At 69.6% G+C, this 13,913-nt stretch carries 14 protein-coding genes; 6 read left to right on the top strand and 8 right to left on the bottom strand.

Features of this window, described 5'->3' with window-relative positions; genetic code table 11:
* The 3 genes from AC27VN_RS16535 to pcp form a co-directional block, all read left to right on the top strand.
* The coding region (locus AC27VN_RS16535; protein WP_490877227.1) for a PA0049 C-terminal domain-containing protein at window positions 1–1,306 on the top strand (1,306 nt) is incomplete at its 5' end.
* Window positions 1,307–1,324: 18 nt separating this feature from the next.
* Window positions 1,325–1,585, top strand: a complete 261-nt coding sequence (locus tag AC27VN_RS16540; RefSeq protein WP_093347376.1) for a hypothetical protein — start codon at window positions 1,325–1,327, stop codon at window positions 1,583–1,585.
* 35 nt (window positions 1,586–1,620) lie between these two features.
* The gene (gene pcp / locus AC27VN_RS16545) at window positions 1,621–2,313 is read left to right on the top strand and encodes a pyroglutamyl-peptidase I (protein ID WP_490877228.1); all 693 of its coding nucleotides are present in this window, start codon (window positions 1,621–1,623) and stop codon (window positions 2,311–2,313) included.
* Window positions 2,314–2,337: 24 nt separating this feature from the next.
* Here pcp and AC27VN_RS16550 read toward each other — a convergent pair whose 3' ends face one another.
* Window positions 2,338–3,048 carry an alpha/beta fold hydrolase gene (locus tag AC27VN_RS16550; RefSeq protein WP_490877229.1) on the bottom strand — a complete coding sequence of 237 codons (711 nt, stop codon included), beginning with the start codon at window positions 3,046–3,048 and terminating at the stop codon, window positions 2,338–2,340.
* 123 nt (window positions 3,049–3,171) lie between these two features.
* Here AC27VN_RS16550 and AC27VN_RS16555 point away from each other — a divergent pair, with 123 nt between their 5' ends.
* Together AC27VN_RS16555 and AC27VN_RS16560 are read left to right on the top strand one after the other, a co-directional pair.
* Complete coding sequence (locus tag AC27VN_RS16555) at window positions 3,172–3,780, top strand: Yip1 family protein (RefSeq protein ID WP_208509946.1); 609 nt, start codon at window positions 3,172–3,174, stop codon at window positions 3,778–3,780.
* Window positions 3,781–3,824: 44 nt separating this feature from the next.
* Window positions 3,825–4,523: a histidine phosphatase family protein gene (locus AC27VN_RS16560; protein ID WP_093347366.1), complete on the top strand. Its 699-nt coding sequence runs from the start codon at window positions 3,825–3,827 to the stop codon at window positions 4,521–4,523.
* Window positions 4,524–4,529: 6 nt separating this feature from the next.
* Here AC27VN_RS16560 and AC27VN_RS16565 read toward each other — a convergent pair whose 3' ends face one another.
* From AC27VN_RS16565 to AC27VN_RS16575, 3 genes are all read right to left on the bottom strand, one after another.
* Entirely contained in the window at window positions 4,530–6,119 is a 1,590-nt protein-coding gene (locus AC27VN_RS16565; protein ID WP_490877230.1) for an N-acyl-D-amino-acid deacylase family protein, read from the bottom strand.
* A gap of 94 nt (window positions 6,120–6,213) precedes the next feature.
* A complete protein-coding gene (locus tag AC27VN_RS16570) occupies window positions 6,214–7,590 on the bottom strand; it encodes a tetratricopeptide repeat protein (RefSeq protein WP_490877231.1) in 1,377 nt (458 codons plus the stop codon).
* Window positions 7,591–7,633: 43 nt separating this feature from the next.
* Window positions 7,634–8,032 (bottom strand): tautomerase family protein, encoded by a 399-nt coding sequence (locus AC27VN_RS16575; RefSeq protein ID WP_490877232.1) that lies wholly within the window; start codon window positions 8,030–8,032, stop codon window positions 7,634–7,636.
* A 113-nt stretch (window positions 8,033–8,145) separates the two neighbouring features.
* Here AC27VN_RS16575 and AC27VN_RS16580 point away from each other — a divergent pair, with 113 nt between their 5' ends.
* Complete coding sequence (locus AC27VN_RS16580) at window positions 8,146–9,009, top strand: LysR substrate-binding domain-containing protein (RefSeq protein WP_490877233.1); 864 nt, start codon at window positions 8,146–8,148, stop codon at window positions 9,007–9,009.
* Between the two features lie 180 nt (window positions 9,010–9,189).
* Here the strand turns inward: AC27VN_RS16580 and AC27VN_RS16585 are convergent, their stop codons facing one another.
* From AC27VN_RS16585 to AC27VN_RS16600, 4 genes are all read right to left on the bottom strand, one after another.
* Window positions 9,190–10,677 carry an ABC transporter substrate-binding protein gene (locus tag AC27VN_RS16585; protein ID WP_296788314.1) on the bottom strand — a complete coding sequence of 496 codons (1,488 nt, stop codon included), beginning with the start codon at window positions 10,675–10,677 and terminating at the stop codon, window positions 9,190–9,192.
* 239 nt (window positions 10,678–10,916) lie between these two features.
* Window positions 10,917–12,413, bottom strand: coding sequence for an ABC transporter substrate-binding protein (locus tag AC27VN_RS16590; RefSeq protein ID WP_490877234.1), 1,497 nt, complete (start codon window positions 12,411–12,413; stop codon window positions 10,917–10,919).
* A 120-nt stretch (window positions 12,414–12,533) separates the two neighbouring features.
* Window positions 12,534–13,349: an ATP-binding cassette domain-containing protein gene (locus tag AC27VN_RS16595; RefSeq protein WP_490877235.1), complete on the bottom strand. Its 816-nt coding sequence runs from the start codon at window positions 13,347–13,349 to the stop codon at window positions 12,534–12,536.
* The coding region (locus tag AC27VN_RS16600) for an ABC transporter ATP-binding protein (RefSeq protein ID WP_490877236.1) at window positions 13,346–13,913 on the bottom strand (568 nt) is incomplete at its 5' end. The genes AC27VN_RS16595 and AC27VN_RS16600, both read right to left, overlap by 4 nt.

Below are 13,913 nucleotides of genomic sequence, written 5' to 3' on the forward strand. Positions count from 1 at the left end.
GATGGACAGCGCCGTGGAGGCCTCCTACGAGGAGCGGCGCCTGCCTAACAAGATCGCCGCCAGCGATGCATTGAGCTATTCGCAGCAACTGCTGCGGGCCAGCGGATTCGACCGCTTCGGCCCCGATTTCGCCGCGAAGCTCTGCAGCGATGGCCTGGCCGGCGCCTCGAGCTACGACGAGGCGGTGGCGCTGCTGCACGCCGAGGGCCGCAAGCTCTGGCAGGCGGCGCTCGACCGCGTGCAGGGCCGGTCGGTCCAGGGCACGCTGGCCAAGAGCGACGACCGCATGCTCTATTGGGCACGGCTGACGATGACGCTCGCGCTGCGCCAGTGGAAGCCCGAGTTCGCGTTGACGGACGCGCAGCGCGCCGCGCTGCAGAACGAATTCGAGCGCGCCTCGCGCGGGCAGCTGTCGATCGATTTCCCCGAAGGCGCGGGCCACAGGCGGATCCTGGTGAGCGGCTTCGATCCGTTCTCGCTCGGCGACCCGAGTTCCGATGCCGGGATCGAGTCCGGCGACATCGGACTGCTCAGAGGCAACCCCTCGGGCGCAACCATCCTCTCGCTCGATGGCCAGACCGTGGCGCTGGCCGACGGCACGACCGCGGTGATCCGCACCTTCATCCTGCCCGTCAACTACGGTCCGTTCCTCGCCGGCATGCAGGAGGACACGCTGGGGCCCTGGTTCAAGCCCGGCGGCAAGCGCGTCGATGCGTCGATCACCATGAGCCAGGGGCGCAACAGCTTCGACCTGGAGCACTACAACGGGCGCTATCACTTCTCCGCCGCCGGCAACGACAACCTGAGGCCTCCGTGCACCGGCCTTCCCTCGAACCAGGATTGCGAGATCAACCCGCCGGAACGCTGGTTGGGGTATTCGCCCACGCCATGGTCGAAGGATGCGCCGTCGCAGTTCACCGTCGCAAGCCTGCCGTTCCAGAGAATGATCGATGCGGCCACGGGCGACTGGAAAGTGGCTCGGAACGACGATTACGATGTCATAGAGTGCACCCTCGACGCTCTTTTTCCGCCCGAGGGAACGAAGCCGAATCCGCAAGAGCTGAACTGCGCGCTGCAGGGCGGGGGCGGCAACTACCTGTCCAACGCCAGCGCGTATCGCAACACCTTGCTGCGCGACGTCTTCCGGCTCGATATCCCGGCAGGCCACATCCACACGCCGACCCTGAAGATTCCCAGAGGCCTCACCGATCGGGAGTTCGAGGCCGAGCGTGACAAGATCGTCGAGCAATCTCGCAACCTGGTCATCGAGGTGGCCAGGAGCCTGGCTTCGCCGCCCGCCCTGTGATTTCCCGGGAGAACGACCATGAAACTCATCGCAGCCTTCGCATTCGCGCTCGGCACCGCCCTGATCTGCGGTCCGGCGCTGTCCCAACCCACCGGCGGGTTCTATCTGTTCAAGCACAAGGACAACGGCAAGATCGTGTGCTTCCAGCAGGTCATCAACTCCGATTGGGACCGGCTGTCGGGCCCGTTCCGGGACGCCGAATGCAAGATCGAGCAGAAGCCCAAGCCCGCGCGCGGTGACCTGCCCGCCAATCCGCTCGACCTCGCGCCCAGGAAGTAGCGACGCCAGGGGGCGCTTGCGGTAACGTCGGCCCCATGACCTCGCCGAAGACGCCCCGAACCTCTCCACCATCGCGCGTGCTGCTGACCGGCTTCGAGCCCTTCGGCGGCGAGGCCATCAATCCTTCATGGGAAGCGGTGCGCGCGCTCGACGGCTGGAAGCACGCCGGCGCAGTGGTGCATGCGCGCCAGATGCCCTGCGTCTTCGGCGCGGCCATCGAGTCGCTGGCCGAGGCGATGGACGAACTCAAGCCGCGGCTGGTGCTGTGCATCGGCCAGGCCGGCGGCCGCGCCGAGGTCACGCCCGAGCGCGTGGCGATCAACATCGACGATGGCCGCATCGCCGACAACGCGGGACAGCAGCCGGTCGACATGCCGGTGGCGCCCGAGGGCCCCGCGGCCTATTTCTCGACGCTGCCGATCAAGGCCATGGTGCGCGACCTGCGCGCCGCGGGCGTGCCGGCCTCGGTGTCGAACACGGCCGGCACCTTCGTGTGCAACCACATCTTCTATGGCCTGATGCACCAGCTCGCGCAGCGTGCGCAGCAGGGCGTGCAAGGCGTACGCGGTGGCTTCATCCACATCCCCTACCTGCCCGAGCAGGCGGCGAACTTTCCGGGCGCGCCGAGCATGGCGCTCGCGACCCTGGTCGAGGCGCTGCGCATCGCGGTGCGCACCGCGCTCGAGGTCGAGCGCGATATCGCCGAGACCGGCGGCCTGCTGCACTGAGGCGGGCCGGGCTCGGCTCGGCGCTCAGGCCGCGAACAGTTTCGCGAGCCAGCCGTTGAGCGCGTCGTTGACCAGAGCCGGCTTTTCCATCGTCAGCATGTGGCCGCACTGCGGAACCCACACCAGTTCGGCTTGCGGTAGCAGCGCCGCCAGTTCGCGCGTGCATTCGGGCGGCGCGAGGCGGTCGTCGTCGCCGCACATCAGCAGTACCGGCGCGCGCAGCGACGCGAGGTGGGTGCGCGCATCGGGCCGGGCCATCACGGCGCGGTTCTGGCGCGTGAGCTGTTCGGCGCCGGCGCCCAGCACCATGTCGAGATAGCGCTGCACCAGCACCGGGTCGGCGGCCTGGGCCGGATGGAAGGCGAAGAACACGTTGGGCTCGATCACCTCGCGCAGCTCGCCGCGCGCGAAGTACTCGATCGCGCCTTCGCGCAGCGCGCGCATGTCGGGCGTCTCGGGCCGCGCGCTGGTGCCCAGCAGGGCCAGGCCCGCGATGCGACCGGGCGCCTGGCGCGCGGCCTCCATCGCGACCATGCCGCCCATCGAGGCGCCGCACAGCACCAGCGGGCCGGGGTTCTCGGCCAGCACGGCGGCGGCCATGCCCTCGATGGTGGCGTGGCGCAACTGGACGTCGCTCACGCGCGGCGAGAGCGAGGAGGGGAGGGCGGGGAGCTGGGCGTCCCACAGGCGCGCGTCGCACGCGAGGCCGGGAAGAAGTACGAGGGTGGCAGGCATGCCGGGATTCTGCGCGAGGAGGCCATCCCGGCGCATCGGCATAGGCTTCCTGGCCAGCAGCCAGACGCGCCGCGGCTCGACATACTCGCGCCGCCACCCCCTTCTCCTTTCCCTTCGACTTCCATGAACCTGGTTCAACGCGTGCAGGACATCCTGCTCAAGCCCAAGGCCACCTGGGCCCTGATCGATGCCGAGCCCGAGGACGCCGCCTCGCTCTACAAGAACTACCTGATGATCCTCGCGCTGATCCCGGCCGTGGCCGGCTTCATCGGCCTGTCGGTGATCGGCATGGGCGCCTTCGGCGTCAGCTTCCGCGTGCCGGTGCTCGCGGGGCTGGTCAACATGGTGGTCGGCTACGTGCTGTCGCTCGTGGTGGTGTTCGTGGTCGGCCTCATCGTCGATGCGCTCGCGCCCACCTTCGACGGCGTGCAGAGCCCGGTCGCCGCGCTCAAGCTCGCGGTCTATGCCTCCACCGCCTCGCTGGTCGGCGGCGTCTTCAGCCTGCTGCCCTCGCTGTCGGTGCTGGGCGCGCTGTGCGGGCTCTACGGCATCTACCTGATCTACCTCGGCCTGCCGGTGCTGATGAAGTGCCCGGCCGACCGCGCGCTGCCCTACACCGCGGTGGTGGTGGTCTGCGCCATCGTCGGCGGCTTCACGATCGCGTGGGTGCTCTCGCTGCTCACGCCTTCGCCGGCGCTGCGACTGGGCGCGCTGCCGCTGGCCTTGGCCTGAAAGCGCACCCTGCGCGGGTGCCGGTGGTGGGACAATGGCGGTCGATGCCCACGCCCAAACCCGACACCACCACCGACATCATCCTCATCCGCCACGGCGAGACCGCCTGGAACCGCGAACTGCGCTTCCAGGGCCACGCCGACGTGCCGCTCAACGACATGGGCCACGAGCAGGCGCGCCGCATTGGGCTGCGGCTGGCGCAGGAAACCGCGGTGCAGCACGTGATCAGCAGCGACCTGCTGCGGGCCCAGCAGACGGCGGCGCCCGGCGCCTCGCAGCTCTCGCTGCCGATCGCCACCACGGCCTCGCTGCGCGAGCAGTTCTTCGGCATCGTCGAGGGCATGCGCTCCGACGAGATCCAGGCCCTGCATCCGCGCGCCTGGGAAGAGTGGCTCGAGTTCCGCGAGGACCACGCCATGCCCGAGGGCGAGACGCCGCGCGAGTTCCATGCGCGCATCGTCGCGGCGCTCGGCACCATCGCCAGCGCGCACCGCGGGCAGCACCTGATCGTGGTCACGCACGGCGGCGTGCTCGACATGGTGTGGCGCACCGCGCACGGCCTGAGCCTCAGCGGTCCGCGCCGCAGCGAGATTCCCAACGCCGGCTTCAACCGCATCCGCATCGCCGATCCCGCGGCGCCCGAGGCGATCGAGATCGTCGAATGGGCCGACACGCGGCACCTGGCCGACCTGCCGCCGCAGCCGACCTACGACCAGACGCGGCACCTCCAGCGCAAGGACTGAAGCGGCTCAGCCGCAGCTGCCGGCCTTCGGCGTGCGCAGCAGCGGCCGGCCCGCGCCGACGCCCGTCGGCTGGCCCTGGTCCACCGCGAGCTGGCCGTTCACCAGCACCGTGCGCACGCCCTCGGACAGCAGCGTCGGCTGCGTGTAGGTGGCACGCGCGGCGAAGCGCGCGGGATCGAACACCACCACGTCGGCGTAGTAGCCGGGCCGCAGATGGCCGCGTTGTACCAGCCCCAGCGTGTCGGCCGTGAGCGAGGAACTGCTGCGGACGAACTGCGCGAGCGAGATCGCGTGCTCCTTCACCACGTACTGTTCGTACTTGCGCGCGAAGGTGCCGTAGGCGCGCGGATGGCCCTGCGAGGAATCCGACGAGGTCATCACCCAGGGCCGCTTCATGAAGGCGCGCACGTCGTCGTCGCTCTGGTTGAACGAGGCGATCATCAGGTCGCCGTCGCGCAGCACCGCGATGGCGGCGTCGACCGGGTCGGCGTTCGTGTCCTTCGCGACCTGCGCGAGCGTCTTGCCCACGTACTTCGTGCTGCCGGCCGAGAACAGGATCGCGTCGGGCCCGCCGCGCAGCCGCAGGTTCTCGCGCATGCCGCCGCGCAGCCGCTCCTGTACCGCGGCATCGTCGAAGCGCTGCAGCAGCGCGGCGCGGCCGCCATCGATGGCCCAGGGCGGGATCAGCGCGGCCGAGAAGCGGGTGCTCGACGCGGTCCACGGATAGTGGTCGGCCGTGATGTCCAGGCCCTTGGCGCGCTCGCGTTCGATGCGCTGGATGATGTCGCCGCTCTGGCCCTGCACGTCGACGCCGAGCGCCTTGATGTGCGCCACGTGCACCGGCAGCTTCGCCTCGTGGCCGATGCGGATCACCTCGTCGATCGAGCCCTTGAGCCCGATGTTGTACATGGACTCGTCGCGGATGTGGCTGTCGTAGAGCCCGCCATGGCGCGCCGCCACCTTCGCGAGCGCGATCACCTCTTCGGTCTTCGAGAAGTTCTGCGGCGGATAGAACAGCCCGGTCGACAGGCCCAGCGCGCCCTCGCACATGGCCTGGCTCACGTGGCGGCCCATGGCCTCGAGCTGCTCGGGCGTGGGCTGGCGGTTGGCCTCGCCGAGCTGGCTGGTGCGCACCGGCCCGAAGCCGACGTACATCGCGACGTTGGTGCCCACCGGCACGGCGCGCAGCCGCTGCGCCTGGGCCGCGATGTCCCAGCCGCCGAAGCCGTCGTTGCCGATCACGGCGGTGGTCACGCCCTGGGTCAGGAACGGGATGTTGAGGCGCTTGCGCGCGTCGTTCGAATGCAGGTTGATGTCGGCATGCGTGTGGGCGTCGATGAAGCCCGGCGCCACCACCATGCCGGTGGCGTCGATGGTGCGCTTGGCCTTGAACTGCGCGGGCATCGCGCGGCCCGCGAACACGATGCGGTCGCCCGCGATGCCGACGTCGCCGACCACGGGCCGGTCATCGTCGCCGGTGTAGACGGTGCCGCCGCGCAGCAGCAGGTCGAGTTCGACCGGTGCGTCGGCCGGCTGGGCGCGGAGCGAGGGTGCGAGGAAGGCGAGCGCGGCCAGGGCGATGAGCGAGGTCTGCATGGGGCGATGTGGGCACGGGTGGAAACGCCGGCCAGTGTGGAGTCGCCTCGCGCGTGCCGCCAATTCCTTTTGCGGCACGCCCCATGTCCTGAACTCATGAGCGCGCGGCGATCTCCGGCAGGCCCAGTTGGCGGTAGACCTCGGCCGCCTGCCGGCGCAGCCGCAGCGATTCGGGCTGGCCGTTGAGCTGCTGCTGCAGGATGCCCTGCGCGCCGGTCAGCGTGGCCTCGGTGCCGCTGCGCACCAGCGCGTCGAGGTAGACCTGCTCGAACAGGTCGCGCTGTGCATGGCTGCCGCCGATCTCGATCATCCGCGGCAGCGCGGTGCCGAGGCCGTCGATCGCCGCGGTCAGGTCGCCGCGCGCATGGGCGCGCAGGCCATGCGCGGCCGGTACGCACACGCGCTGCCAGGCCGCGCGCGTCGAGGCCGGCGCATGCGGCGCGAAGGCCTCGATGTTGGCCAGCAGCGTGTCGGCCTCGGGCCGGCCCGCGCGCGCCAGGCCGTAGAGGTACTGCAGGTCGAGAAAGGGCAGCACGTGGTCGGCCTGGCGCTGCAGCAGGTGCTTTGCCACGTCGTCCCAGCGATCGCCGACGTCGACGCCCGCGAGCTCGAGCCGCGCGAGCAGCGAGACGGCGCCGATCTGGTCCTGCGAATACTCCTTGACCACGCCCCAGGCATGGCGGTCGTAGACCGCGAGCGCCTCGTCGCCGCGGCCCAGGTCGATGAGGAACAGCGCCACGTGCCACCAGTTGTGCGTGACCATGAAGGAGTTGAGGCCGACCCAGGTGTCGCTCACGCTCTCCATGAAGGCCAGGCCCTCGGCGAGGCGGCCCTCGGTGAGCATCACGTGCGCGAGCGCATGGTGGGCCCAGGGCTCCTTGCGGCACAGGGCGATCGCATGGCGCGCGCTGGCCTCGGCCTCGCGCATCAGGTGGCACTGCTCGTAGCCGAAGGCGGCCATGCCGTGCACGTAGGGCATCTCGGCCGCATGCGGCAGCACCGCGAGCGCGAGCCGCAGCATGCCGGGGCAGTCGCCGGTGTTGAAGCAGTGGTACTGGCCGAGCTTGAGCGACACCAGGTCGCGCGGATGCTCGCGCGCCTGCTCGGCATGCAGCGCGATGGCGCGCGCGATGTCGCCGTCGGCCCAGGCCTCGATGGCGGCGATGTAGCGCTGCTCGCGCGGCGTGGCGCGCGCGGCCTGCTGGCGTGCCTTGTCGAGGAAGGGACGCGCATTGGCCACGGCCTCGCGCGATTCGGCGAACAGGTGCAGCGTGGCGCCGTAGGCCTGCACGATGGGGCTCGCGTCGTGCTCGGTGACGGCGAGCAGGTTGACGGCGCGGGCCTCGCTCGAGATGAACCCCATGACGAAATCGTCGACCAGCGGCAGGCTGGCGGCGTCGTCGAGCGTGAGGGGATTGCCGAGGCTGTCGGCGTGGCGGACGGTGTTCGACGGGGGGCTGGCGGAGGGCATGGCGCATCGTGCCATGCCCCCGCGGCCGCTTCAACGCGCGGCCTCAGACACCGGCCTGTTGATGCCGGTACTCCTGGGTCTTGCCACCGTAGCCGTAGGCCGCGCCGCGCGCGTCGATCACGTGGATGTACGAGACCTCGTGCAGGTTCGGCCGCAGCCTGGCCATGGCCGCATGGACCTCGCGCAGGTAGCGCGCCTTCTCGGCCTTGGTGTTGGTCTCGTCGGTGATGCTGATGTCGAGGTGGAAGGCCGACTTCCCGAGCGAGGCCAGCGACTGGCCGCCGATGAACCAGGTATCGGCGGCGATGTACTGCACGGTGATGGCGATCACCGGCAGCTGCTTGCCGAGCACGCTCTGGGTGAGCTCGGCGACGGCGTCGACGGTCTGGCGCGTGAGGTCGGCATCGGGTTGGCCGGAGAGGTGGACGACGATGTGGGGCATGGCGGACTCCTTGGAAGGTTTGGGTGGTCGATGGGGTGATTGTGGGCAGCGCCTCGTCATCGGAAAAGCGGGAAGATATGATGGAAGCCATCGGAATATCGGATGGATGAGCCATGCAGGGATTCGATCTGGAACAGCTGCGAACGCTGGTGGCGGTGGTCGACGCGGGCAGCCTCACGGCCGCGGCGCCGCGGGTCTTCCTCTCGCAGTCCTCGGTCAGCGAGCAGATGCGCAAGCTCGAGGAGCGCGCGGGCCAGTCGCTGCTCACGCGCAGCAAGGCCGGGGTGTCGCCGACCGAGGCCGGCGCGCGGCTGCTGGTCCATGCGCGGCGCATCCTGGCGCTCAGCGACGAGGCCTTTCGCGACCTGCATGGCGAGACGCTGGCGGGCGAGCTGCGGCTCGCGGTCACCGACTACTTCCGTCCGGGCGACCTGACGCAGCTGCTGGCGCGGCTCGCGCAGGGCCATCCGCGCGTGCGGCTGCACGTGAGCATCCTCAAGAGCGACGAGCTGCGCGCGGCCTATGCGCGCGGCGATTTCGACGTGGCGCTGGCGATGCACATCGCGGGCGTGTCGACGCCGCCGCCGGGCAGCCCGGCGGTGCTGCGGCGCGAATCACTGGCCTGGCTGGGCGCCGCCGGCATGCGGGTGGTGCGCGGCGAGCCGGTGCGGCTGCTGGTGCTGCCCGACACCTGCTCGCTGCACCAGTTCACGGTGGCGTTGCTGCGGCGCCGGCATGTGCCCTACGTGCTCGCTCACGTGGCCTCGGGCGTGGCGGGGCTGCAGTCGGCATTGGCGGCGGGGCTGGGGGTGGCCTGCCTCAACGAGTCGGCGATCGGCGAAGGGGTGGCTCGGCTGGCGGCGCCGCATGGGCTGCCGGCGTTGCCGCGCGTGGCCTTCCAATTCCTGCCGGGGCGGCGGGGGGAGACGGAATTTGTGGCTCGAGCGCGGGAGATGCTGGCTACGCAGTTGGTGTGAGCCTGCTCTTGTCGGGGCCGGGGGCGCGTGCACGGGACGCCGGGTACTCCCCTCCGCGAATGTCCCCCGGCCTTCGGCCTCCTCCTTGATTTCGCTGCGGGGAGTACCCGACGCCCCGTGCACGAGGGGCGTTGGGTTGCGCGGCGGGTGCTACCGCCGCGCGTTTGGAGGGCTCGTTCCTTAACCCCAGGACAGGGCCGACAGGTCGTTCACGAAGATCGGGTTTTCCTTCCAGATGCCCTTGACGTTCTTCTTCGCCACGGTCGGGAACTGCGGCTGGTAGAGGAAGCCGTTGGCCGCGTCGGTGGCCAGCATCTTCTGCGCGTCGCCCAGCAGCTTGTTGCGCTCGGCGGTGTTGGCGGTGGTCTTGATCTTGTCGAACAGCGTGTCGAAGGCCTTCGACTGGTAGCCCCAGTAGTAGTCCGACTTGGCGTAGTTGCCGAGGTCGAAGGGCTCGACGTGCGAGACGATCGACAGGTCGTAGTCCTTGTTGCCGTAGGTGCCGCTGAGCCATTGCGCCCACTCGACGTTCTGCACCTTCGCCACGATGCCGATCTTGGCGAGCTGGGCCACGATCACCTCGCCGCCCTGGCGCGCGTACGGCGGCGGGGGCAGGGTCAGCTTGAGCTCGAGCGGGGTCTTCACGCCGGCCTCGGCCAGCAGCTTCTTGGCCTTCTCGATGTCGAAGGGGTTGATGCCGGTGGTGTCGACATAGCCGGCCGCGCCGGGCACGTAGTGGCTGCCGATCGGCACGCCGAAGCCGTCGGCCGCGCCCTCGATGACGGCCTTGCGGTCGATGGCCGCGAGGATCGCGCGGCGCACGCGCACGTCGTCGAGTGGCTTCTTGCGGTTGTTGATCGACAGGATGGTCTTGGCGCGCGAGCCGGCGAGGATGGTCTGGAACTGCGGGTTGGCCTTGAACTGCGGCACCACGCGCGTGCCGATGCGCGGGAACATGTCGACGTCGCCCGAGAGCATGGCCGCGGCCTGGGCCGCGGTGTCGGAGATGAAGCGGAAGGTCGCCTTGTTGATCTTCGCGTTGCCGGGGTTGCGGAAGCCGTCCCACTTGCTCAGCGTGATCGAGGAACCCTTGACCCAGTTGTCGAGCTTGTAGGGGCCGGTGCCCACGGGCTTGGTGGCGTTGCCGTCGGCGCTCTTGGGCTCGACGATCACCGCGGTGGCCTGGCCCAGCACGAAGGGCAGGTCGGGGTCGATCTCCTTGTTGATCACGACCACCGTGTAGTCGTCGGTCGCCTGCGTGCTGAGGTTGGCGAAGGTGCGCTTGTCCTTGTTCGTGCTCTTGTCCGAACCGGCGCGGTCGAACGAGAACTTGACCGTGGCCGCGTTGAAGGGCTCGCCGTTCTGGAACTTCACGCCGCGGCGCAGCTTGAAGGTGTAGGTCTTGAGGTCGGGCGAGACTTCCCAGCTCTCGGCCAGCAGCGGCGTGACGCTGCCGTCGGCATTGATCTTGGTCAGCGTCTCGAGGATGTTGTACTGCACCACCTCGGCGATCGCGGCCGCGGCGCCCGCGGTCGGATCGAGGCCCGGCGGCTCGAGCGCCATGCCGATCACGATGGCGTCCTTCCGTCCCTGGGCCATGCCGGCCAGCGGTGTGGCCAGGGCCACGGTGGCGCCAGCGGTGGTGAGGAGGGTGCGACGGTTCAACATACGTGGTGATCTCCGGAAAAACGTCTGGAAAGGCAAAGGGCTGCCTCGGAAGGGCGAGGGGACGGCGCGCCCCGAATCAAGGCGCGGCGCCGCGAGAGACCCTCGGCGCAGCAGGAAAGATGCCACGCCGTGCAGCCAAAAGCATTCTCGCGCAGCAGGCTCGCCGGCGACGCCGCGGCGCGGCGCTTTTTCCTCGGGAGGTTCCCGGATGCGGAGGGCCGCGAAAGGTCAGCGGCCACTCACGCCCAGGACATCGCGGCGATGTCGTTGGCGAAGATCGGCGCGTCCTTCCACAGGCCGCGCAGGCCGCGCGCGGCGATGGTGATGAGCTGCGGCTGGTAGAGGAACACGTTGGCCGAGTCCTCGGCCAGGATGCGCTGCGCCTCGCCCAGCAGGCGCAGGCGGTCGGCCTCGCGCGGCGCGTTGCGCGACTTCTCGAACACCTCGTTGAACTTCGCCGACTGGTAGCCCCAGTAGTACTCGGGGCGCGTGTAGTTCACGAGGTCGAAGGGCTCGACATGCAGGATCACCGACAGGTCGTAGTTCTTGTTGCCGTAGGTGCCGCTGATCCACTGCGCCCACTCCACGTTCTGGATCTTCGCGACGATGCCGACCTGCGCGAGCTGCGCGGCGATCAGCTCGCCGCCCTGGCGCGCATAGGGCGGGGGCGGCAGCACCAGGTCGAGCTGCAGCGGCAGCTTCACGCCGGCCTCGGCCAGCAGGCGCTTGGCCTTCGCGGGGTCATAGGGGTTGATGCCGGTGGTGTCGACGTAGCCCGGCGCGGTCGGCACGTAGTGGCTGCCGATCGGGATGCCGCGGCCGTCCATGGCTGCGTCGATCACCGCCTTGCGGTCGATCGCGGCCGCGATCGCGCGGCGCACGCGCACGTCGTCGAGCGGCTTGCGCCGGTTGTTGATCGCGAGGATCGACTTGCCGCGCGAGGCGTTGAACAGGATCTGGAAGCGCTTGTCGTTCTGGAACTGCGAGAGGCTGCGCGAGACCGAGGCATGCGGGAACAGGTCGATGTCGTTCGACAGCAGCGCGGTGGTCTGCGCGGCCGGCTCCGAGACGAAGCGGAAGCTCGCGCGGCGGATCTGCACCGCGTCGGCATGGCGGTAGCCGTCCCACTTCGCGAGCACGATCGACGAGCCCTTGGCCCAGTTCTCGAGCCGGTAGGGGCCGGTGCCCACGGGCTTGGTGGCATTGCCCTCGGCCGACTTGGGCTCGACCACGATCGCCGAGGCCTGGCCGAGCTGGAACAGCAGGTCGGGCTCGATCTCCTTGGCGATCAGCACCACCGTGTTCGCGTCGAGCGCCTGGGTCGTGAAGTTGGCGAAGAAGCGCTTGTCCTTGTTGGTGCTGTTGGCGGCCGAGGCGCGGTCGAACGAGAACTTGACCGTGTTCGCGTCGAAGGCCTCGCCGTTCTGGAACTTCACGCCGCGCCTGAGCCTGAAGGTGTAGGTGCGCAGGTCGGGCGAGACCTCCCAGCTCTCGGCCAGAAGCGGCGTGACGCTGCCGTCGGAGTTGATCTTGGTCAGCGTCTCGAAGACGTTGTAGAGCACCACCTCGGCGATCTCGGCGCCGGCCTTGGCCGTGGGATCGAGGCCGGTGGGTTCGAGCGTGAGGCCGAGCACCAGCGTGTCCTTGCGGCGTGCCTGCGCGAGGGCGCCGGCCGGCAGCACGAGGGGCGCGAGCGCGGCGGCGCTGGTGGCGAGGAGGGTGCGTCTGTGAAGCATGGGCGGGCGGTCCTTTGAGCGGTGGCGGGGGCATGCGCCCTCCGGGCGCGCCGCATCATCCGCGAGGAGAGGCCCGGTGCGCAACCAGATGCTTATGCCCTGGTTGCATGACGGGCGCGCTCAGTGCCCCGGTGCCTGCAGCACCGCGCCGAGCAGCGTGCGCGTGTACGGGTGCTGCGCGTTGGCGAAGAGCTCCTGCGGCGTGCCGCGCTCGACGATCTGCCCCTTGAAGACCACGCACACTTCGTCGCACAGGTGGTTGACGACGGCGAGGTCATGGCTGATGAGCAGGTAGCTGATGCCGAACTGCTGCTGCAGGTCCTGCATGAGGTTGAGCACCTGGGCCTGCACGGAGACGTCCAGGGCGCTCACGGGCTCGTCGGCGACGATGAGCTTGGGGCGGGTGATGAGGGCGCGGGCGATGGCGATGCGCTGGCGCTGGCCACCCGAGAACTCGTGCGGGTACTTGTCGAGGTCGGTGGGGCGCAGGCCCACGGCTGCCAGGGACTCGGCGGCGCGCTCGCGCTGTTCCTTCCTCGAGACCTGGGCCAGCGCTTCCAGAGGCTCGGCCACGATGCGCGCAACCGTCTGGCGCGGGTCGAGGGAGCCGTAGGGGTCCTGGAAGACCATCTGGAAGTCGCGCCGCGCGGTGCGCAGTTCGTCTCTTGAGAGGGCATGCAGTTCGCGCCCTTCGAGCTTCACGCTGCCCGAGGTGGGCTTGTCCAGGGCCATCACGAGGCGTGCGATGGTCGACTTGCCCGAGCCGGACTCGCCAACGATCCCCACGCTGCGCCCGGCCTGCACCTCGAAGCTCACGCCATTGAGCGCCTTGACCGTGGGCGGCGGGCCCAGCAGCTTCTCGCGCGGTAGCGCGTAGTGGCGTACGAGGTCGGTGACCTGCAGCAGCGGTGTGTTGTTGGTGGTGGTCGTGCTCATGCCACGGCCTCCGCTTCGATCTCGTCGAGTCGGATGCAGCGCACCGCATGGTCATCGGGCAGCATCACCGCGGGCGGCCGCGTCGACTGGCAGGCATCGACCGTGTAGCTGCAGCGCCCCGCGAAGGGACAGCCCGCGGGCAGGTCCACCAGCTCGGGCACGCTGCCCCGGATGGTCGCCAGCCGCTGGCCCCTCGGCGCCCCGATCACCGGCCGCGCCGCGAACAGCCCCTTGGTATACGGATGCGCCCGGTTCGCGAAGAGGGCGCGCGTCGGCCCACTCTCCACCACGCTGCCGCCATACATCACGAGCATGCGCTGCACGCTGTTGGCGATCACGCCCAGGTCGTGCGAGATCAGGATCAGCGCCATGCCCATTTCGGCCACCAGGTTCTGGATCAGGTCGAGCACCTGCTTCTGGATGGTCACGTCCAGGGCCGTGGTGGGTTCGTCGGCGATCAAGAGGTCGGGCCCGCAGGCCAGCGCCATGGCGATGCCGATGCGCTGCCGCTGGCCGCCCGAGAACTGGTGCGGATAGGCATCCAGGCGCGAGGCCGCATCGGGA

The sequence above is a fragment of the Variovorax sp. 20P10.2.4 genome (genome assembly GCF_058244205.1).

Excerpts from the sequence above, each read along its gene's own strand:
- AC27VN_RS16540 (WP_093347376.1), top strand. The coding sequence starts at position 1,325 with ATGAAACTCATCGCAGCCTTCGCATTCGCGCTCGGCACCGCCCTGATC.
- AC27VN_RS16585 (WP_296788314.1), bottom strand. The coding sequence starts at position 10,677 with ATGTTGAACCGTCGCACCCTCCTCACCACCGCTGGCGCCACCGTGGCC.
- AC27VN_RS16580 (WP_490877233.1), top strand. The coding sequence starts at position 8,146 with ATGCAGGGATTCGATCTGGAACAGCTGCGAACGCTGGTGGCGGTGGTC.
- AC27VN_RS16560 (WP_093347366.1), top strand. The coding sequence starts at position 3,825 with ATGCCCACGCCCAAACCCGACACCACCACCGACATCATCCTCATCCGC.
- AC27VN_RS16570 (WP_490877231.1), bottom strand. The coding sequence starts at position 7,590 with ATGCCCTCCGCCAGCCCCCCGTCGAACACCGTCCGCCACGCCGACAGC.
- AC27VN_RS16575 (WP_490877232.1), bottom strand. The coding sequence starts at position 8,032 with ATGCCCCACATCGTCGTCCACCTCTCCGGCCAACCCGATGCCGACCTC.
- AC27VN_RS16590 (WP_490877234.1), bottom strand. The coding sequence starts at position 12,413 with ATGCTTCACAGACGCACCCTCCTCGCCACCAGCGCCGCCGCGCTCGCG.
- AC27VN_RS16595 (WP_490877235.1), bottom strand. The coding sequence starts at position 13,349 with ATGAGCACGACCACCACCAACAACACACCGCTGCTGCAGGTCACCGAC.
- AC27VN_RS16550 (WP_490877229.1), bottom strand. The coding sequence starts at position 3,048 with ATGCCTGCCACCCTCGTACTTCTTCCCGGCCTCGCGTGCGACGCGCGC.
- AC27VN_RS16555 (WP_208509946.1), top strand. The coding sequence starts at position 3,172 with ATGAACCTGGTTCAACGCGTGCAGGACATCCTGCTCAAGCCCAAGGCC.
- pcp (WP_490877228.1), top strand. The coding sequence starts at position 1,621 with ATGACCTCGCCGAAGACGCCCCGAACCTCTCCACCATCGCGCGTGCTG.
- AC27VN_RS16565 (WP_490877230.1), bottom strand. The coding sequence starts at position 6,119 with ATGCAGACCTCGCTCATCGCCCTGGCCGCGCTCGCCTTCCTCGCACCC.